The sequence below is a fragment of the Nonomuraea sp. B208 genome (assembly GCF_057536035.1).
Genome location: NZ_BAAJOU010000012.1, coordinates 1 through 19,417, shown reverse-complemented (window position 1 = coordinate 19,417; position 19,417 = coordinate 1). Strand labels below are relative to the sequence as shown.

The following is a 19,417-nucleotide window of genomic DNA, read 5'->3' as shown; positions in this document are numbered from 1 at the left end:
GCTCGTCGATCGGGTTCATGACCACTCCTGGGTGAGGTTCCTTACGGGGGACAGGGGCGCCGGCGCGGGATGCTGAACGGCCCGCTCCAGCCGCTTGCGGGCCCGGTGCAGGCGTACCCGGAAGGCCGCCGACGAGCAGCCCACGACCCGGGCCGCCTCCTTCGGCGACAATCCCTGCCAGGCCACCAGCAGCAGGATCTCCCTGTCGTCGTCGGACAGCTCGGCCAGCGCCCGCAGCACCCCCAGGCGCTCGGTCACCTGCTCGGCCACGTCCCCTTCGGTCCAGGAGCGCAGCTCGGCCGCCAGCGCCTCCCTGCGGGCCTCGGCGCGCACGTTGTCGCGCAGGACGTTCCGCGCCACGCCGAGCAGCCACGGCAGCGCCGGCTCCGGCACGTCCCCGAACCGCCGCCAGGCGATCGCGAACGTCTCGCTCACCACCTCGTCGGCCACCTGCCGGCCCGCCCGGCTGACCACGTAGGCCCAGACGCGTTGCCGGCATTCGTCGTACATGCCGGTGAACCGGTCCGTATCATCCGCCACCGCCCAGCCCCTTCGTTCGGATGCGTTCCACTGACACCACGAAGTGGTCCGAACGGCCCCTTTGTTACACCCCGCCCGGCACGACGGCCGGCTCGCCGCAGCCCGCGACGGCGGCCAGATCGACCAGCAGGACGTCTCCTCTGCGCCGCGCCAGGTCCACGAGGTCCGGCTGAAACCCCTCCATCGAGAACAGCGCCAGCACCGCCTTCCCCGCGTCGTGCCCCTGCTCGGCCAGCAGCGCCTTCAGCCGGTCGAGCCGGTCGAGGTCCGCGACGCTCCGCCGGAGCAGCGTGGCCTTCGCCTCCCCCACGAGGGCGATCTCGGCCCGCCCCGCCCGCTTGTCGAGGGCGACAACGTCGATCTCGTGTTTGGCCTGCCCCTTGCGGTCGTTCACGACGGTCGAGGTCACCAGACCGGCGTGCCCCCGCAACGCGGGATCGGCCCGCGCCCTGAGCCAGGCTCTGGCGCAGCTCTCGAAGTGCGGCCCCAGGACGCGGGCGACGAACGTGGGCCGGGACCGGCGCCAGGCCTCCGCCGACTGCCCGATCTCGACGAGATCGTGCTGTGCCACGGTGATGAGGTTGTGGAACCGGATGATGGGGTCGGCCACCGTGATCACCGGTCGCCGTTCCCACAGGGGGTCGGTGTCGTAGCGCAGGTAGCCGGCACTGGTCAGCGCCTCCAGCGGCCGTGTCAGGGAAGTGCGCTGTTGCTCCAGCAGCCCGCCGATCTTCGAGGGGCTGGTGGCGCCGTTCGCTACGGCGTTGATGATGGCGTAATGCAGGGCGCTGCCGGTGAACTTGGGGTCCTCCCGCAGGAGGTACTCCGCTTCACTGCCGGAGAACAACGCCTGCCGCGGGTCCAGCACGGTGGCCGGAGCCCACACGTCCACCTCGGCCGCGCTTTGTGGCGGATCGACGTTGGCGAGATTACGGTAGCCCGGCGCCCCACCGAGGATGGCGTGCACTCGCAGGGCCGCGGCCGGGTCGCCGATCCCCCAGTGCCGCGCCGTCGTGGTCAGGTCGAACGGGTGCAGGCGAAGATCGATCGCCGCCCGCCCGCGCAGTGCCTTCGTCCCGGACAACAGGCCGTTCATCACCGACATGGCCGACCCGCAGACGATGACCCGGCCGCCGGGCGCACCCTCCTCGGTCTGGGAACGGTCGTAGAGGAGCTGCAGCAGGCCTGGCAGCTCCGGCGAGTGGCCCATCCAGTACGGCAGCTCGTCGATCACGAGCACGCCGGGCCCCGCGCCGCCGCTCCGCCGGGAGGACAGCTCGATGGCGGCGGACAGCAGGGACTCCCAACTCGCGTCGGACACGAGCTCGGGGCCGATTCCCGCGTGCCGCGCGATGGCGGCGGCCAGGCGCCGGCGAGCGGCGACGACCCCTTCCTCCGCGACGGCCGCGACGTAAAGACCGCCGGTGGCCTCCGCCAGCGCGCGCAGCAGGAAGCTCTTGCCCACCCGCCGCCGTCCGGAGACCACTCCGAGGCGCAGCCGGGGATCCCGATGCTGGACGAACTGGGTGAGAGCCGCCCACTCGGCGTCGCGCGCCAGCACTCGCGCCGGCTTGTGGATAGGTGTCACCTAAATAGTATGCAGGGCAGCGTACTAATTAGGCACCGGCGGTGTAGGACGTGGGGTCGGAGATCGACGGCTCTTCCCGCAGGAGAAGGCCACCCTCCCGGAACATCGCCGAGGCAGGGTTGAGCAGCCGCCGCCGCACGCAGCGGTCGAAGTCGTCGCGGGCGGCGGGACCCGATCCGCCGCACATCTCGAGATAGGCACGGGTGCTGCCGAGGGCGCGCCGCCGCCGGTCAGGGCACTGCCGCAAAGAATCAGCCGGGTACGGGTGCACTCCTTCGCGTGTCCCGCCGGGCTGAGCGCGTGCTGCAGGTAGGACGGCCGGACGAGAATGATAGCTGCAACTATCTTAGTTGCAGCTATCATTCGCTGCCCGGCTACTTGGAGTTGGCCTTCAGGTAGTCCGCGTTCATGCGCGCGATCGTGTCGAGCGGGATGCCCTTCGGGCAGACCGCGGTGCACTCGCCGGTGTTCGTGCAGCCGCCGAAGCCCTCGCTGTCCATCTGGTCCACCATGGCCTTGGCCCGGGACAGCCGCTCGGGCTGGCCCTGCGGCAGCAGGCTCAGGTGGGTGATCTTGGCGGCGGTGAAGAGCGAGGCCGAGCCGTTCGGGCAGGCGGCCACGCACGCGCCGCAGCCGATGCAGGTGGCCGCGTCGAAGGCTGAGTCGGCGTCGTCCTTGCGCACCGGCACGCTGTGCGCGTCAGGGGCCGAGCCGGCCGGCACCGAGACGAAGCCGCCCGCCTGGATGATGCGGTCGAAGGCGCTGCGGTCCACGACCAGGTCTTTGACGACCGGGAACGGGGCCGCGCGCCACGGCTCGATGGTGATCTCGGCGCCGTCCTCGAAGTGGCGCATGTGGAGCTGGCACGTGGTGGTCGCGCGCTGCTCGCCGTGGGCGACGCCGTTGATCACCATGCCGCACATGCCGCAGATGCCCTCGCGGCAGTCGTGGTCGAAGGCGATCGGGTCGTCGCCCTCCAGGATCAGGCGCTCGTTGAGGACGTCGAGCATCTCCAGGAAGGACATGTCCGGGGAGATGTCCTCCACCCGGTACGTCACCATCCGTCCCTTGTCCTGGGGACCGCTCTGACGCCAGACCTTGAGGGTCAGGTTCACTTGTAGCTCCGCTGGGTCATCTTGACGTACTCGTACTCGAGCGGTTCCTTGTGCAGCACCGGGCCGTCCGGGGTGCGCTCCCACGCCGAGACGTGCGCGAAGTTCTCGTCGTCGCGCAGGGCCTCGCCGTCGGCGTCCTGCGACTCGGCGCGGAAGTGGCCGCCGCAGGACTCGGTGCGCACCAGGGCGTCCAGGCACATGAGCTCGGCCAGGTCGAAGAAGTCGGCCACCCGGCCGGCCCGCTCCAGCACCTGGTTGAGCTCCTCGGCGGTGCCGCTGACCTTGACGTTCTCCCAGAACTCCTGGCGCAGCTCGGGGATGCGCTCCAGGGCCTTGCGCAGCGACTCCTCGGTGCGCTCCATGCCGCAGTAGTCCCACATGAGCTTGCCGAGCTCGCGGTGGAAGGAGTCGGGCGTGCGGGTGCCGTTCACGGAGAGCAGCCGGTCGATCTTCGAGCGGACCTTGATCTCCGCCTCGGCGACCGCCTCCTCGTCCACCTCGCCGAACGGGCCGTCGGCCAGGTAGTCGCCGATGGTGGTCGGCAGCACGAAGTAGCCGTCGGCCAGGCCCTGCATGAGGGCCGAGGCGCCGAGGCGGTTCGCGCCGTGGTCGGAGAAGTTGGCCTCGCCGATGACGAACAGGCCGGGGATCGTGGACTGCAGGTCGTAGTCCACCCACAGGCCGCCCATCGTGTAGTGAACGGCGGGGTAGATGCGCATCGGCACGTCGTACGGGTTCTCGCCGGTGATGCGCTCGTACATCTCGAAGAGGTTGCCGTACTTCTTCTCGACGGCGTCGCGGCCGAGGCGGTTGATGGCGTCGCGGAAGTCCAGGTAGACGCCGAGGCCGCCGGGGCCGACGCCGCGGCCCTCGTCGCAGACGTTCTTGGCGGCCCGGGAGGCGATGTCGCGGGGCACCAGGTTGCCGAACGCCGGGTAGATGCGCTCCAGGTAGTAGTCGCGCTCGTCCTCGGGGATGTCGCCGGGGGCGCGCTCGTCGTTCTTGCGCAGCGGCACCCAGACGCGGCCGTCGTTGCGCAGCGACTCCGACATCAGGGTCAGCTTCGACTGGTAGTCGCCGGAGACCGGGATGCAGGTCGGGTGGATCTGCGTGTAGCAGGGGTTGGCGAAGTACGCGCCCCGCTCGTGCGCCCGCCAGATGGCGGTGGTGTTGCAGCCCTTGGCGTTCGTGGACAGGAAGAACACGTTGCCGTAGCCGCCGGTGGCGAGCACCACGGCGTCGGCCAGGTGCCGCTCGATCTCGCCGGTCACCATGTCGCGCACGATGACGCCGCGGGCACGACCGTCGGAGACGATCACGTCGAGCATCTCGTGCCGGGTGTGCATGGTGACGGTGCCGGCCGCGATCTGCCGCTCCAGCGCCTGGTAGGCGCCCAGCAGGAGCTGCTGGCCCGTCTGGCCGCGGGCGTAGAACGTACGCGAGACCTGCGCGCCGCCGAAGGAGCGGGTGTCGAGCAGGCCGCCGTACTCGCGGGCGAACGGCACGCCCTGCGCCACCGCCTGGTCGATGATGTTCACCGAGACCTGGGCGAGGCGGTAGACGTTGGACTCGCGGGCGCGGAAGTCGCCGCCCTTCACCGTGTCGTAGAAGAGCCGGTAGATCGAGTCGCCGTCGCCGCGGTAGTTCTTGGCGGCGTTGATGCCGCCCTGCGCGGCGATGGAGTGGGCGCGGCGCGGGGAGTCCTGGTAGCAGAAGGACGTGACGTTGTAGCCGAGCTCGCCCAGCGTCGCGGCGGCCGAGCCGCCGGCCAGGCCGGTGCCGACCACGATCACGTTGAGCTTGCGCTTGTTGGCCGGGTTGACCAGGCGGGCGGAGAACTTGCGCTTCTCCCACCGCTCCTCGATGGGCCCGGCGGGCGCCTTGGTGTCCCGGATCGGCGCGCCTTCGGTGTACTTCACTTCACAACTCCGAACGTGATCGCGAGGGGCGGGGCCAGGAAGCCGATCACCAGGACGACGGAGACCAGCGCGGCCGTCCCCTTGAGCGCCTTGTAGCGGGTGCGGTTGGCCCAGCCGAGCGTCTGTACGGCGCTCCAGATGCCGTGCCGCAGGTGCAGGCCGACCATGACGACGGCCACGACGTAGATGAGCGTCACCCACCAGCGCGACGGGTCGAACCCGGCGACCATGCGGTCGGCGGGCTCGGAGTTGAAGCCCTTGGGGTTGACGACGCCGAAGGTGAGGTCGAGCAGGTGCCAGACGACGAAGAGCGCGATGGTCAGGCCGCCGAAGCGCATGATGTGCGTGGCGTAGCCGTTCGCCTGCGACTTCTTGGCGACGTACTTGACGGGCCTCGCCTGGCCGGCGCGGCGGGCCAGCGAGATCGCCGCCCACATGTGCGCGACGACCGAGACGACCAGCCCGATCTCGAGGATGGTCAGCGCGGTCCGGTACGGCAGCAGCGGCTCGAACAGCGTGCGCAGCGCGTGCGCGTACTCGTTGAAGGAGTCCTTGCCGAGGAAGATCTTCAGGTTCCCCACCATGTGGGCGATGAGGAACAGCACCATCACGGCGCCCGTGACGGCCATGACGACCTTCTTGCCGTTCGACGAGCGGAGGAACCCGCCGGACCGCTTACGCGTTGGAGTGCTCTTGGGAGCGGGAACTGGCGCGGTGGCGGCGCCGCGCTCAATCGTGGCAGTCACGTTTTCGAACCGTACGTACGCAGGTACGATCCGTCCAAGTCATGGACGATCTGGTTTCGATAGCCGTCAGCTATGATGCTGGTAAGGCCGGTCTTTTCATCACCATACGGTCGGCCGGTGCGAGGAAAATCACATGCAGCTGCAACAACTCGCCTATTTCGTGGCCGTCGCGGAGACCAGGCACTTCACCCAGGCCGCCGAGCGCATGCGGGTCGCCCAGCCCTCCCTGAGCAAGCAGATCAAGGCCCTGGAGGGCGACCTCGGCGCGCCGCTGTTCTCCCGCGCCCGGGGCAACGTCACGCTCACCCCGGCGGGCGAGGCGCTGCTGCCGCTCGCCCGCCGCATGCTCGCCGACGCCGACACTGCCAGGCAGGAGGTCGCCCAGCTCGCCGGGCTGCGCCGGGGCCGGGTGCGGCTCGGCGCCACGCCGTCGCTCTGCGCCGGGCTGCTGGCCGACGCGCTGGCCCGCTTCCACCGGGCCTACCCGGGGATCGAGCTGCTGGTCGAGGAGGGCGGCTCGCGTGACCTGGTGCGGGCGCTGGCCCGCGGGCAGCTCGACCTGTCGCTGATCATCATGCCGTTGCAGAGCGACGACCCGGCCCTCGTGACCGAGGAGATCCTGCGGGAGAACCTCGTGGTCGTCTCGCCCTCGCACGAGCCGTCGCGGCGGCCGTACATGGAGATCGACGAGCTGCGCGGGCAGCCGATGGTGATGTTCCGGCGCGGCTACGACCTGCGCGAGGCGACGCTGGCCGCCTGCCGGCACGCGGGCTTCGAGCCGCGCTTCGCGGTGCAGGGCGGCGAGATGGACGCGGTGCTGCGGTTCGTGGAGGCGGGGCTCGGGGTGGCCGTGGTGCCGTCCATGGTGCTCGACGGCCGGCCGGGGCTGGCCGGCACCCCGCTCGCGCCCCCGGGGCTGAGCCGGACGATCGCGCTCGCGCACCGCAAGGACGTCGAGCCCACGACGGCGGCGCAGGCGTTCCGCGGCGTCCTGCTGTCGTTCGTGGTCGAGGCCGGGGTCGAGGGCACGCTTCCGCAAGGGGTGGAGCTCATCGCAGAATGAGCAGCAACGACGATCCCGAACGCGCGGTGAGGCGGAAGGTTGACGGCACATCTCAGCGAGACGCTGACGCTGCTCCTCGTGGAGGACGACGACGGCGACGCCTTCCTCGTCGAGGAGCTGCTCCAGGAGGCCGCGGCGCCGCCGCGCATCTTCCGTGCGCGCAGTCTCCAGGAGGCGCGGGCGAAGCTGACACCCGGGATCCAGTGCGTGCTGGTCGACCTGTCGCTCCCCGACGCCACCCGGCTGGAGGCGCTTGAGGCGGTCCTGGCCATGGCGCCGCACGCCGCCGTGCTGGTCCTCACCGGGCTGCGCGACGCGCACGTCGGCGTCGCGGCCGTCTCGGCGGGCGCCCAGGACTACCTGGTCAAGCAGGACATCGACGCGCCCCTGCTGACCCGCGCCATCCGCTACGCGATGGAGCGCAAACGCGCCGACCAGACCCAGCTCAGGCTGGTGCAGGCGGAGCTGATCGCCAAGGAGAACGCCCGCACCCAGCGCGGCCTGCTGCCGAGCCCCCTGATCGAGTCCGACGCGATCGAGCACCTGACCCGCTACCTGCCGGGCAGCGGCGGCACGCTGGCGGGCGACTTCCTCGACGCGGTGCAGACGCCGGACGGCGCGTTCCACGTGGTGGTGGGCGACGTGTGCGGGCACGGCCCCGACGAGGCGGCGCTGGGCGTGGCCCTGCGCATCGCCTGGCGCACGCTGGTGCTGGCCGGGCAGACCGACGACACGCTGCTGCGCACGCTCGACACGCTGCTGCGGGCCGAGCGCAAGGCACCGGAGATCTTCACCACGCTGTGCACCGCGACGATCGCGCCCGACCTGCGGAGCGCGCGGATGCGGGTGGTCGGGCACCCGCCGCCGGTGCTGGTGCGCGACGGCACGGTCGAGGTGCTGGAGGGCGGGCCGTCCGGGCCGCCGCTCGGCATCTTCCCCGACGCCGAGTGGTCGGTGATCGACGTGCCGCTGGGCGACAAGTGGTCGATCATGTTCTACACCGACGGGCTGATCGAGGCGGCCGTGGGCGCCCGCGACGAGCTGCTGGGCGTGGACGGCCTGGTCGGCCTCGTACGCGAGCACGGCGCGGTCGACCTCGACCGGCTGATCAGGAACGCGGGCACGCTGAGCGACGACCTCGCGGTCGTCGTGGTGAGCAGGAGAGCTTCATGATCATCAACCCTCTGCCGCCACCCAGGGAGCCGACCGGGCTCGGCCGGCTGCCGCTCTCGCGCTGGTTCCTGTTCACCGGCGCGGTGGCGGGCACGGCCTTCGCCGCCGGCGTCGCGGCCACGATGGTGATGATCGCCGACACCCGGGCCCTGTCGGCGAGCCCCGAGGTGGACGAGCAGGTCGCGCGGCTCAACGTGGCGCTGATCGTGCTGTTCGCGGTGCTGCTGGCCTGCGGGGTGGGGCTCGCGTTCATGGTGCGCTACGCCGTGCTGAAGCCCATCCGCCAGCTCACCGAGCAGGTGCGCACGGTGGCGGCGGGCGACTTCGACCACGCGCTGCACGTCGACCGCCCGGCCGAGCTGGCGGAGCTGTCCAGCCACGTCGACGCCATGCGCGGGCGCATCCTCTCGGCCTGGCGGACGGCCAGCGACCAGGCCGAGGAGCTGCGCCGCTCCAACGGCGAGCTGGAGCAGTTCGCGTACGTCGCCAGCCACGACCTCCAGGAGCCGCTGCGCAAGGTCGCCAGCTTCACGCAGATGCTGGAGCAGCGCTACGGCCCGCAGCTCGACGACCGCGCCCGCCAGTACATCCACTACGCCGTGGACGGCGCCAAGCGCATGCAGCTGCTCATCAACGACCTGCTGGACTTCTCCCGGGTCGGCCGGGTCACCGGCTCGCGCACCACCGTCGACTCGGGTGCGGCCCTCGACCGGGCGCTGGACAACCTGTCGGCGATGATCGAGGACACCGGGGCCACGGTGACGAGGGGTGAGCTGCCCAAGATCCACGGCAACCGGGTGCAGCTCACCCAGCTCTTCCAGAACCTCGTCGAGAACGCGGTGAAGTTCCGCTCGGAGGAGCCGCCGCGGGTGCACGTCGAGGCCCGGCGGGACGGCGGCATGTGGGAGTTCAGCTGCGCCGACAACGGCATCGGCGTCGAGCCCAAGTACGCCGACCGCATCTTCCTGATCTTCCAGCGCCTGCACGCCCGCGACGTGTACCCGGGCACCGGCATCGGGCTGGCGCTCTGCCGCAAGATCGTCGAGTTCCACGGCGGGCAGCTCTGGCTGGACGCGGCCGGGAAGAGCGGGGGTGCGACGTTCCGATGGACGCTGCCGCCGGCGGGAGGCCCCGATGAGTGAGACCCGATGAGTGAGGGACGCGCGATCGAGGTGCTGCTGGTCGAGGACGACCAGGGCGACATCCTGCTCACCCGCGAGGCGTTCGACCTCAACAAGGTGCGCAACCGGCTGCACGTGGTCAACGACGGCGAGCAGGCGGTCGCGTTCCTGCGGCGGGAGGGGCGCTACGCGGACGCGCCGTGCCCCGATCTCATCCTGCTCGACCTCAACCTGCCGCGGATGAGCGGGCTGGAGGTGCTGAGCGAGATTAAGGCGGACCCGGCGCTGGCCACGATCCCGGTGGTGGTCCTGACGACGTCGGAGGCGGAGGAGGACATCCTGCTCAGCTACCGGTTGCACGCCAACGCGTACGTCACCAAGCCTGTCGATTTTGGGCAATTTATCCGGGTTGTCCGCCAGATAGACGATTTTTTCGTGACTGTGGTTAAGTTGCCGGCTCACGGGTAGCGGCCCTGACGGGCTACGTGACAGGAATCACAGCCGGTCATCGAAAAAGTGAGTGACCCCGCTCACAAATCGAGATGCGACCGTCGTAACGTATCCCCCACCAATGCGCGCCTGGAGCGGCGAGCACCGCCGGCACGCGCGCCCAGTGAAACGAACCACGGACCCCCCAGCGCGACGGGTCCGCGGGAGGTGGAGAGGTCCGCGATGACCCAGACGACGCCCGAAGCACCGGTCAGAAGGCAGCGTGCGCAAGTCAAGGTGCGCACCCTGCGCACCGACAGATGGTGGCTGGCCCCACTGGTCACATTCCTCGGGCTCAGCTCGTTCCTTGTCTACGGTGTATGGGCGATCATCGACAACACGTACTTCGTCGATCCGTACATCGCACCGTTCGCCTCACCCTGCCTGGCGTCCTCCTGCCCGGAGGGCGCGCGGCTGTTCGGGTGGGCGCCGTTCGGTGACTGGTACACCCTGCCGCCCGGCCTGCTCATCCTCGGGCTGCCCGGCGGGTTCCGGCTCACCTGCTACTACTACCGCAAGTCGTACTACCGCTCGTTCTGGTTGTCGCCTCCCGCGTGCGCGGTGCAGGAGCCGCACGGCAAGTACACCGGTGAGCGCCGCTTCCCGCTGATCCTGCAGAACATCCACCGCTACTTCTTCTACGCGGCCATCCTGATCGGCCTCGTCCTGGCCTACGACGCCGTCCTGGCGCTCATCCACAAGCCGCAGGGCCTCGGCACCTGGATCCTGGTCGTCAACGCCGTCCTCATCAACATGTACACGCTGTCGTGCCACTCGTGCCGGCACATCACCGCGGGCAGGCTCAACCACTTCTCCCGTCACCCGCTGCGCTACCGGGCCTGGACGTTCGTCTCCAAGCTCAACGCCAAGCACCAGCAGCTCGCCTGGGCCTCGATGTTCTCGGTCATGATCGCCGACTTCTACGTCCGCATGGTCGCCAAGGGCATCATCGCCTTCCCGTTCGCCTAAAAGGATCAACCAGTGGAAATCGAACGTCACGAATACGACGTCGTCGTCATCGGCGCCGGCGGAGCGGGCCTGCGCGCCGCGATCGAGGCCCGGCAGCAGGGCAAGAGGACGGCGATCGTCTGCAAGTCGCTGTTCGGCAAGGCGCACACCGTCATGGCCGAGGGCGGCGCCGCGGCCGCGATGGGCAACGTCAACCCCGACGACAACTGGATGGTGCACTTCCGCGACACCATGCGGGGCGGCAAGTTCCTCAACAACTGGCGCATGGCCGAGCTGCACGCCAAGGAGGCTCCGGACCGGGTCTGGGAGCTGGAGGCCTGGGGCGCGCTGTTCGACCGCACCAAGGACGGCAAGATCAGTCAGCGGAACTTCGGCGGTCACGAGTACCCGCGGCTCGCACACGTGGGCGACCGTACCGGCCTGGAGCTGATCCGCACCCTCCAGCAGCGCGTGGTGGCGTTGCAGCAGGAGGACTACGAGAACCACGGCGACTACGAGGCCTACATCAAGGTCTTCGCCGAGTGCACGGTCACCCGGCTGCTCAAGGACGGCGAGCGCATCTCCGGCGCGTTCGGCTACTGGCGCGAGACCGGCAACCTGGTCCTCTTCGACACCCCGGCCGTGGTGCTCGCGACCGGCGGCATCGGCAAGTCGTACGTCGTCACCTCCAACTCCTGGGAGTACACCGGCGACGGGCACGCCCTGGCCCTGCTGGCCGGCGCGAAGCTCATCAACATGGAGTTCATCCAGTTCCACCCCACGGGGATGGTCTGGCCGCCGTCCGTGCGCGGCATCCTCGTCACCGAGTCCGTCCGGGGCGACGGCGGCGTGCTGCGCAACTCCGAGGGCAAGCGCTTCATGTTCGACTACATCCCGGACGTCTTCAAGGACAAGTACGCGACCACCGAGGAGGAGGGCGACCGCTGGTACACCGACCAGGCCAACAACCGGCGCCCGCCCGAGCTGCTGCCCCGTGACGAGGTGGCCCGCGCGATCAACGCCGAGGTCAAGGCCGGTCGCGGGTCACCGCAGGGCGGCGTGTTCCTCGACGTGTCCACCCGGCTGCCGGCCGAGGAGATCAAGAAGCGGCTGCCGTCGATGCACCACCAGTTCAAGGAGCTGGCCGACGTCGACATCACCGCCGAGCCCATGCAGGTGGGCCCGACCTGCCACTACATCATGGGCGGCGTCGAGGTGGACGCCGACACCGGCGCGGCCGACGTCCCCGGGCTGTTCGCGGCCGGCGAGGTGTCCGGCGGCATGCACGGCTCCAACCGGCTGGGCGGCAACTCGCTGTCCGACCTGCTGGTGTTCGGGCGGCGCGCGGGCGCGGGCGCGGCCGCGTACGTGGACGGGCTCCCCGCCCGGCCCAAGGTCAGCCCCGAGTCCGTCGAGTCGGCCCGCGAAGAGGCGCTCGCGCCCCTGGGCCGCAGCGGCGAGAACCCGTACGAGGTGCACCACGAGCTCCAGCGGACGATGAACGAGCTGGTCGGCATCATCCGCAAGGCCGACGAGGTCGCCGAGGCGCTGCAGACCGTGGAGAAGCTCAAGGAGCGCGTCCGCATGGTCGGGGCGGGCGGGTCCCGCATCTACAACCCCGGCTGGCACCTCGCGCTCGACCTGCGCAACATGGTGCTCGTGTCGGAGTGCGTGGCGCGGGCCGCGCTGCTGCGCGAGGAGAGCCGTGGCGGGCACACCCGCGACGACTTCCCCGGCATGGACCCGCAGTGGCGGCGCAAGCTGCTCGTCTGCTCCAGCGAGGACGGCTCCTCGGTGCAGGTGGTCGAGAAGGAACAGCCCCCCATGCGGGACGACCTGATCACCCTGTTCGACCGGGACGAGCTGAAGAAGTACCTCACCGACGAAGAGATGGCCGAGTTCGACGGGATAGCGAAGAAGTCATGAGCTACAAGGCAAAGTTCAAGGTCTGGCGCGGTGAGGGCGGCGAAGGCAAACTCGAGGACTTCACCGTCGAGGTCAACGAGGGCGAGGTCGTCCTCGACATCATCCACCGCCTCCAGGCGACGCAGGCGCCCGACCTGGCCGTACGGTGGAACTGCAAGGCCGGCAAGTGCGGCTCGTGCAGCATGGAGATCAACGGCAAGCCGCGGCTGGGCTGCATGACCCGGATGTCCACCTTCTCGGAGGACGAGACCATCACGGTCACGCCGATGCGGACGTTCCCGGTCATCAAGGACCTCGTCACCGACGTGTCCTACAACTACCAGAAGGCCAGGGAGGTCCCCTCCTTCACGCCGCCCGCCGACGTGCGGCCGGGCGAATACCGGATGAAGCAGGTCGACGTCGAGCGGTCCCAGGAGTTCCGCAAGTGCATCGAGTGCTTCATGTGCAACAACGTCTGCCACGTGATCCGCGACCACGAGGAGAACAAGACCAACTTCTCCGGGCCGCGCTTCCTCATGCGGATCGCCGAGCTGGACATGCACCCGTACGACGTGGCCGACCGGCAGGAGGCGGCGCAGTCCGAGCACGGGCTCGGCTACTGCAACATCACCAAGTGCTGCACCGAGGTCTGCCCCGAGCACATCAAGATCACCGACAACGCGCTCATCCCGATGAAGGAGCGCGTGGTGGACCGGAAGTACGACCCGCTGGTGTGGCTGGGCGACAAGATCTTCCGTCGCGCCAAGTCGTGACCCGCGCATGAGGAAGGGGGCCGGTTTCCGTACCGGCCCCCTTCCTCATGCGTTCAGTCCTTGGCGTGGCGGCCGAAGCGCCTGCGCTTCTCCTCCGGCATTTCCCTGGTCGGCTCCGGCTGGACGATCGTCGTCTCCCCGTCAGCGGGCACGTACGGCTGCGCCGGCTGGAACAGCGACCCCGCGGGCGCCTGCTGCCAGGGCTCGGAGTCGCCGGACTCGGCCGCCGCGGCCGGGCCGAGCGGATGCTCGTGGCCGTCGTCCACCGGGGCGCCACCGCCCGGCGGGATGTCCGCCGGCGGAGCGGGCGGGACCAGCGGCTCGAACGGGTCGCGGAAGTCCTTCGCCTCGGCCTCCTGGACCTCCTGGACGGGCTCGTGGCTGTAGTCGTCGGGGTGCAGCACCACGGGCGGCGGCTCGGACGGAGCCATGGGCGGCTCCTGCTCGTAGCCCTGCGGCGGGTACGGGTGACCGGGGTCCTGGTAGACCGGGGCGTACTGCGTAGGGCCGCTCGCGTACGTCTGCACCGGCACGAAACTGATGATCGGCGCGTACGCCGTGCCGCCCGGATAGCCGGGAGCGGTGAAGCCCGCGGTCGCGTACCCGGGACCGGCCGGATAGCCGGGGCCGGCCGGCGGAGGCGGATAGCCGGGGCCGCCCGGCGGGGGCGCATAGCCGGCGGCGCCCGCCACCGGGCCCGCCTTGCGCACGGCGGCCGCGTGGGCCATCCGCCGCAGCCGACCCTCGAAGATCAGCACCGCGAACAGCGCGAGCAGCACCAGCACCAGCGCCGGGATGCTGAGCTTCTGCGTCAGCGTCTTCTCGTCGAACTCCGGCGCCGCGGCCCGCAGTTCCAGCGGCACCTCCTCCGAGGAGGCGACCTGCGTCTCGCTCGGCGGGGCCGACGGCGTGTCCTGGGCGACGGACGGGATCTGGACCGGAGACTCCTCCGTCGTGGCGGTCGCGGTGGGCAGCACCGGAGGCGGCTCTTGGGCCTGGGTGGTCGGCGGCGCGACGTTCTGGGGGGGAGGCTCCGGCGCCTGCGTGGTCGCGGGGGCCGTGGTGGGCTTCTTGGTGGGGGCGGTGGTCTTCTTCGTCGGGGTCGCCGTCACCGTCTTGGTGATCGTCGTCTCCGGCACGTCGGTCGGCGTCGGCGTGCCTAAGGTGGTGGTCACCGTGACCGTGGTCTGGGGGTCGCTCTGGCACGAGGTGTCGCCGGCGTCGCAGGGCTCGACCGGGTCGAACGCCACCGAGGCGCTGGCGCTCTGCACGATGAACGGCGTCGCGCCGACCCCGGCGAGGCCGAGCGCCAGGACGATGGCGGAGACGGCTGTCGCTCGCGTGCGTGCCACCAGTGCCCTCCGCGTAGTCCCGGAACCATGGTCAAGGGAATACTAGTCGGGTCAAAGTAACAGTAAAGCCCGTTTTACCGCAGTATCTTGCGCTTGGTGCGCCTTTGTACCGTGACAATTCCCCAAAGCCCTGCTAGGAGCGTAGCAACAGCGGCCGCTGCGAGCACGTGTCCGAGGCTTCCCTTCAACGGGTTGACCACCGCGGCCACCGGTCGCGGTCGTTCGTGCGCCATTCGTACCTCTATGGGCAGAGGCGCCGCGAGCCCGCCGCCCGCCGGCGGCACAAGCGGGACGTTCCCGGGAGGGTCACCGACCACGCCCGGCGGAACATCCAACATCCCGTCGCCCCCAGCCACCTCCGGCAACCGCAAACCAGAAAGCGCCTGCCCCGACCCGTCCGCCACCTGAGGAACCCCGGCCCCAGGCATGGCCCCTGTCACCGCCTGCCCACCCTGAACCTGCTGCGGCACTCCCAGCCCGGTGACCCCCTGAACCCCGGGCATCTGCCCGGGCGGCACCGCCTGCGCGCCAGTCCCAGCCTGCCCCCTCGGAGCCTTCTGCCCGGCAGCCACGGCCCGCCCTCTCGCGACAGCCTGCGAGGAGGGCACGGCCTGCGCTGTTGGGACCGCTTGCGCAGGCGTCGTGGCCTCCGTTCCTGGAGCCGCTTGCGCGGACGGCACAGCCTGCGCTCTCGGAGCCGCTTGCACGGGCGTGGTGACCTGCGCCGTTGGGACCGCCTGAGCAGGCGGCACAGCCTGCGTTCCTGGAACCGCTTGCGCGGGCGTCGCGACCTGCGCTCTTGGGACTGCCTGCACGGGCGGCACAGCCTGCGCTCTGGGGGCAGCCTGCGCGGAACGCGCGGCCCGCCCTCTAGACCCTGCGCGCCTCTGTGGCGCGGTCCGCGCCTGCGGCGCAGTCCCCGCAGGCACGACAGCCTGCACGGGCGGGACTCCCTGCACTGGTGGGACACCCTGCACCGGTGGGACTCCCTGCGCCGGTGGGACAACCTGCGCCGGCGGGAGGGCGCGGGATTCCACGCTGACCTGCTGCCCTTGCCCCGCCTGCTCGGGCCCCACCTGCCCAGCCTGCCGGGCACGCCTGCTCCACCACGTCTCTGTGGTGCGCATGCCCTGCCCCGCCTGCTGCCCTGCGACGGGCCCGACCTGCTGTCGCACCTCCGCCCCGACCTGCTGCCCCACCTCCGGCCGAACCGGCTGCCCTGCGCCTGACCGGACCCGCTGCTCCCCGCCCGACAGAAGCGACCGCTCACCGCCCAGCCAGCCCAGCTCGGCATTGCCCGCGGCGACCTCAGCAGTCGGCTGCTGGGGCCGGTCGAGGTGCGGCGACGGGCAGCGGTGCGCCGGGAAGCAGCGGGGGTCGGCCGGGGCGGCCGCCATCTGGTCAGAGCCGCCCAGGACCGGCAGACTCCAGCGCCCCCCGTCGGCCACCCCCGAGGCAGCGCCCTCGACCGCCGGCCCGGACACCACCGGCCCGGAGACCACAGGCTCTCCAACCGTCGACCCGCCAAGTCCCGTCCCTCCGGCCACCGGTCCGGCGAGCACCTGCCCTCCCACCACCGACTCGGCGCTCTGGACAGGCGTGGCGACCGCCTTCTCCAGCGTCTCCGCAACGCCGCCCTCCCCAGGACGGATCTTGGCGACGGCGGCCAGCACCACCTGGCCGACCCCCGCCGGAGCCATCACCGTCACGTCCACCGAACGCGCGTCCGCCGCGCTCCCCAGCCGGCACACCCGCGCCCCCGGCGACACCACCGCGTCATCCCGCTCGGCGACCCCCGCCAGGGTGAGCGCGCGGTCGGCGAGCCGCGCCGCCCCCGCCCCCACGGCGAACCCCTCGCGCCCCGCCGTCGCAAGACCCCCGCAGGTGACCGACAGCGCCGCGACGGGACTGACCGCCACGGCCACGCGCCCGCCGTGCACCGACATCCCGTTGACCCGGACCCGGAACCGCTGCGTGTCCCCCGTACGGAGCCACGTGCCCACGCCGTCCTGGACCGCGCCCACCCGCTCCAGCACCAGCGAAACCCCGCTCGCCGCCACCGGAACGGCGGGCACGGCGGCCAGGATCACCACTCCGGCCAGCATCCAGCCACGACGCATCGTCCAACTCCCCCGCTGTGACACATGACCCATAATCACGCCGAGTAACCATTGTGTCACAGAGAGAGAGGACTCAGTCAGCCGGGAGGATGCTCTCCACCGTCTTCATGACGGGCAGGTCCGCCCCGAGCCATTCGACGTCGTAGTACTCGTCCGGTGCCAGCCACCGCAACGCCAGATGCTCCCGCGGCTCGGGCGTGCCGGAGGCGAGGGCGGCCAGCCAGACGCGCATGACATACCCCGGGGAGAGCGGCCAGTCACCGCCGACCCGCTCACCGACCGTGATCTCCACGCCCAGCTCCTCGCGGCACTCCCGGACCAGCGCCTCCTCCTCGCTCTCGCCGGGGTCCACCTTGCCGCCGGGGAACTCCCACCCGCCGGCGAGCGCCGGCGGCTCGGCCCGCTGCGCGGCCAGCACCCGGCCGTCCGGGTCGACGATCACGGCGGCCACGACCACGATCACGCTCATGCGTTGATGTTCCTCACAGGGCAGGATTCTGCAGCTTCTGGAGCTGGTCGAGGACGGCAGGGTTCTGCAACGGACGGGTGAAGCCGATGCGGTTGCCGCGGGCGGAGTAGCTGGTCACCTTGATGGGGCCGCACAACGTGCACCGGGCCTCCAGCATCTTGCCCTTGGAGACGACAAGTCCGACGTGCCCCGGGTTGTTCGCCGAGGTGCCCGGCCCGGCGTTGAAGAACACCAGGTCACCGGGCTGTTCCTCGCCCTCTGTCACCCGGACGCCGAACGGCCACTGCCCGAACGTCGTCCGCGGGATCTGCAGCCCCGCCGACCGGTACGCCGCGTAGATCACCCCCGAGCAGTCGAAGGCGTCCGGCCCCGTGCCGCCCCACAGGTACGGCTTGCCGCGGCTGCGCCAGCGCGTACGCCAGGATCTTGGCAACCACGGTGGTCGGCGCGGCCCTCGATCAGCGGCTCGTCGCACTCCTCCTCCGCCTGCGGCGGCACCTTCACGTCGCCGGACTTGGCGTATTTCCTGGCGATCTCCTCGACCTGGTCCACGTACCACCAGGCACGGTTGTAGACGAACAGCGCCTGCCGTACGTTCTCCGGCGCGCCGTTGCGCTTGAGCATGCGCGCCGCGCCGAGGATCGCGTCGGCCGGGTTGTAGACGTCGCCGATGCCGTCGCCGTCGCCGTCGGAGGCGTACCCGGTGAACGGCGACTCCACCGGCACCCTGGCCTTGCCGCCCCAGGTGGAGATGAGGAACTGCATGGGCCCGGCCGCGCCCGCCGAGTTGGTGCCGCTGCGGACGCCGGGCAGCGTGGAGCGGCCGTGGTCGGTCTCGCGCTTGCCCACGGCGGCCAGGATGTTTCCACTGGACGCCGATCTTCTTGCCGTACTCCTTGTAGAGCTTCAGGTAGTCGTCCGGGATGTCCGAGGTCGCGGTGTCGGAGACCTCCTCGACCTGGGCGTCGTCGGTGCAGTCGAACGAGGTGCGGCCGTCGCTGATGAACGAGGGCAGCGACATCAGCAGCATCGGCGAGACGATCACGGCCACCAGCAGGAGCGCCCCAGCCAGCCCGAGGAGGAGGGCGAGGCGTGTGCGCGAGACGTTCACCCGGTGTCACCGTCCTGGCCCTCGTCGGCGGGCATGATGTCGAAGACGCGCCAGTCGCTGCCGGACTCGCTCACGGTCACCGCGTACTCCTCGGTGAGCAGCTTGTCGCCGCTCTTCGCCGTGACCTGGCGGTTGCCGGTCACGACGAAGATGATCGAGCCCTTGCCGACCTGCTGATCTCCTTGAGCTTGGCCGTCGCCTGGGAGACGAGCTCGTCGCGCGGTTCTGCTCGACGGCGCCCGCCGACGTCACCGTGCGGGTCAGCAGGGGCGGCGGAGCTCGGGCGTCGTGTACGCCTTCAGCCGGGCGGCGTAGGCCGCCGCGTCCTCGTCGTAGCGGAAGGTGCCGTACACGGCGGTGAAGCGCTCGGCGAGGTCCGCCGCCGCGGCCAGCTGCTCCTTCTTCATCGGCAGGTAGTCGTAGACGTCGAACGGCGCGTTGCTCGCGGTCGCGAGCGGCGTCGGGGTGACGATCGCCACGCGCGTGGGCGGCGCGGCCTCCGGCTGCCGCTCGGGCGGATCTCCCCAGCCCGCCCACATCAGGTAGATGCCGACCGCGGCGATGATCACGACGATGACGGCGAAGGCGGCACCCCGCCTGTCACCTGGCTGCGCCATGTTGAGTCCTTGTTCAATCCTTGTCGGAGCTGTTCGGCTTGAGCCAGAACGGCACGGCCGTCTCCTCGGAGCCGCCGCTCCGGCCGCTGCCGCGCAGCCACAGAGGCGGGGCCTCGGAGGCGCGCGAGGCCGCTCGTCGGAGCCGCCGAAGATGCGCGAGCCGCCGGAGGGGCGGGCGGGGCCGCCGGAGCCGCGCGAGCCGCCGCCGGCCGGCTCCGTTGCGCGAGCCGCCACCGAACAGGCTGCCACCACCGGACCCGCCGCTCGACCTGCCGCTCGACCCGCCGGAAGAGCCGCCCGAGCCGCCGCCGAAGAGACCGCCGCCGCCGGGCCGCGCGACCGGGTGCGCGCCGCCGACCGCCGAACCT

Annotated in this window: 21 protein-coding genes; 9 read left to right on the top strand and 12 right to left on the bottom strand. The window is 70.8% G+C overall.

Annotated features, from left to right (window positions below):
- Positions 1-15: 15 nt before the first annotated feature.
- The 5 genes from AC27IY_RS10355 to AC27IY_RS10335 all read right to left on the bottom strand — a co-directional run bounded on the left by AC27IY_RS10355 (position 16) and on the right by AC27IY_RS10335 (position 5,908).
- Complete coding sequence (locus AC27IY_RS10355) at positions 16-540, bottom strand: RNA polymerase sigma factor (RefSeq protein WP_487177783.1); 525 nt, start codon at positions 538-540, stop codon at positions 16-18.
- A gap of 64 nt (positions 541-604) precedes the next feature.
- Positions 605-2,128, bottom strand: a complete 1,524-nt coding sequence (locus AC27IY_RS10350) for an ATP-binding protein (RefSeq protein WP_487177782.1) — start codon at positions 2,126-2,128, stop codon at positions 605-607.
- A gap of 374 nt (positions 2,129-2,502) precedes the next feature.
- Entirely contained in the window at positions 2,503-3,243 is a 741-nt protein-coding gene (locus tag AC27IY_RS10345) for a succinate dehydrogenase/fumarate reductase iron-sulfur subunit (protein WP_423452499.1), read from the bottom strand.
- Positions 3,240-5,162, bottom strand: a complete 1,923-nt coding sequence (locus tag AC27IY_RS10340; protein WP_423452498.1) for a fumarate reductase/succinate dehydrogenase flavoprotein subunit — start codon at positions 5,160-5,162, stop codon at positions 3,240-3,242. Before AC27IY_RS10340 ends, AC27IY_RS10345 begins: the two co-directional genes overlap by 4 nt.
- A complete protein-coding gene (locus AC27IY_RS10335) occupies positions 5,159-5,908 on the bottom strand; it encodes a succinate dehydrogenase cytochrome b subunit (protein WP_371252134.1) in 750 nt (249 codons plus the stop codon). The genes AC27IY_RS10340 and AC27IY_RS10335 overlap by 4 nt, the downstream gene beginning before the upstream one ends.
- Before the next feature lie 133 nt (positions 5,909-6,041).
- Between AC27IY_RS10335 and AC27IY_RS10330 the strand changes: the two genes are divergently transcribed.
- From AC27IY_RS10330 to AC27IY_RS10300, 7 genes are all read left to right on the top strand, one after another.
- Positions 6,042-6,971, top strand: coding sequence for a LysR family transcriptional regulator (locus tag AC27IY_RS10330; protein ID WP_344210722.1), 930 nt, complete (start codon positions 6,042-6,044; stop codon positions 6,969-6,971).
- A 39-nt stretch (positions 6,972-7,010) separates the two neighbouring features.
- Positions 7,011-8,144, top strand: a complete 1,134-nt coding sequence (locus tag AC27IY_RS10325; RefSeq protein WP_364454781.1) for a PP2C family protein-serine/threonine phosphatase — start codon at positions 7,011-7,013, stop codon at positions 8,142-8,144.
- Positions 8,141-9,286, top strand: coding sequence for a sensor histidine kinase (locus tag AC27IY_RS10320; protein WP_487177781.1), 1,146 nt, complete (start codon positions 8,141-8,143; stop codon positions 9,284-9,286). The genes AC27IY_RS10325 and AC27IY_RS10320 overlap by 4 nt, the downstream gene beginning before the upstream one ends.
- Before the next feature lie 6 nt (positions 9,287-9,292).
- Positions 9,293-9,733 carry a response regulator gene (locus tag AC27IY_RS10315; RefSeq protein WP_487177780.1) on the top strand — a complete coding sequence of 147 codons (441 nt, stop codon included), beginning with the start codon at positions 9,293-9,295 and terminating at the stop codon, positions 9,731-9,733.
- 204 nt (positions 9,734-9,937) lie between these two features.
- Positions 9,938-10,723, top strand: a complete 786-nt coding sequence (locus AC27IY_RS10310; protein WP_487177779.1) for a hypothetical protein — start codon at positions 9,938-9,940, stop codon at positions 10,721-10,723.
- Positions 10,724-10,735: 12 nt separating this feature from the next.
- Positions 10,736-12,628 (top strand): fumarate reductase/succinate dehydrogenase flavoprotein subunit, encoded by a 1,893-nt coding sequence (locus tag AC27IY_RS10305; RefSeq protein ID WP_344210732.1) that lies wholly within the window; start codon positions 10,736-10,738, stop codon positions 12,626-12,628.
- Complete coding sequence (locus AC27IY_RS10300; protein WP_487177778.1) at positions 12,625-13,380, top strand: succinate dehydrogenase/fumarate reductase iron-sulfur subunit; 756 nt, start codon at positions 12,625-12,627, stop codon at positions 13,378-13,380. Before AC27IY_RS10305 ends, AC27IY_RS10300 begins: the two co-directional genes overlap by 4 nt.
- 53 nt (positions 13,381-13,433) lie before the next feature.
- Here AC27IY_RS10300 and AC27IY_RS10295 read toward each other — a convergent pair whose 3' ends face one another.
- Positions 13,434-14,732, bottom strand: a complete 1,299-nt coding sequence (locus tag AC27IY_RS10295) for a hypothetical protein (RefSeq protein ID WP_487177777.1) — start codon at positions 14,730-14,732, stop codon at positions 13,434-13,436.
- 773 nt (positions 14,733-15,505) lie between these two features.
- Between AC27IY_RS10295 and AC27IY_RS10290 the strand changes: the two genes are divergently transcribed.
- Both AC27IY_RS10290 and AC27IY_RS10285 read left to right on the top strand, forming a co-directional pair.
- On the top strand, positions 15,506-15,961 hold the full coding sequence (locus AC27IY_RS10290) for a hypothetical protein (protein ID WP_487177776.1): 456 nt from the start codon (positions 15,506-15,508) through the stop codon (positions 15,959-15,961).
- 424 nt (positions 15,962-16,385) lie between these two features.
- The gene (locus tag AC27IY_RS10285) at positions 16,386-16,880 is read left to right on the top strand and encodes a hypothetical protein (RefSeq protein ID WP_487177775.1); all 495 of its coding nucleotides are present in this window, start codon (positions 16,386-16,388) and stop codon (positions 16,878-16,880) included.
- A 45-nt stretch (positions 16,881-16,925) separates the two neighbouring features.
- Here AC27IY_RS10285 and AC27IY_RS10280 read toward each other — a convergent pair whose 3' ends face one another.
- The 6 genes from AC27IY_RS10280 to AC27IY_RS10255 form a co-directional block, all read right to left on the bottom strand.
- Entirely contained in the window at positions 16,926-17,321 is a 396-nt protein-coding gene (locus AC27IY_RS10280; protein ID WP_364454799.1) for a (deoxy)nucleoside triphosphate pyrophosphohydrolase, read from the bottom strand.
- Positions 17,322-17,334: 13 nt separating this feature from the next.
- Positions 17,335-17,664 (bottom strand): C40 family peptidase, encoded by a 330-nt coding sequence (locus AC27IY_RS10275; protein ID WP_487177774.1) that lies wholly within the window; start codon positions 17,662-17,664, stop codon positions 17,335-17,337.
- The gene (locus AC27IY_RS10270; protein ID WP_487177773.1) at positions 17,661-18,170 is read right to left on the bottom strand and encodes a lysozyme family protein; all 510 of its coding nucleotides are present in this window, start codon (positions 18,168-18,170) and stop codon (positions 17,661-17,663) included. The genes AC27IY_RS10275 and AC27IY_RS10270 overlap by 4 nt, the downstream gene beginning before the upstream one ends.
- A gap of 258 nt (positions 18,171-18,428) precedes the next feature.
- The gene (locus AC27IY_RS10265) at positions 18,429-18,575 is read right to left on the bottom strand and encodes a hypothetical protein (RefSeq protein ID WP_487177772.1); all 147 of its coding nucleotides are present in this window, start codon (positions 18,573-18,575) and stop codon (positions 18,429-18,431) included.
- Between the two features lie 117 nt (positions 18,576-18,692).
- Positions 18,693-19,049 (bottom strand): hypothetical protein, encoded by a 357-nt coding sequence (locus AC27IY_RS10260; protein ID WP_487177771.1) that lies wholly within the window; start codon positions 19,047-19,049, stop codon positions 18,693-18,695.
- A 13-nt stretch (positions 19,050-19,062) separates the two neighbouring features.
- A partial coding sequence (locus AC27IY_RS10255; protein ID WP_487177770.1) for a hypothetical protein occupies positions 19,063-19,417 on the bottom strand: 355 nt, incomplete at its 5' end.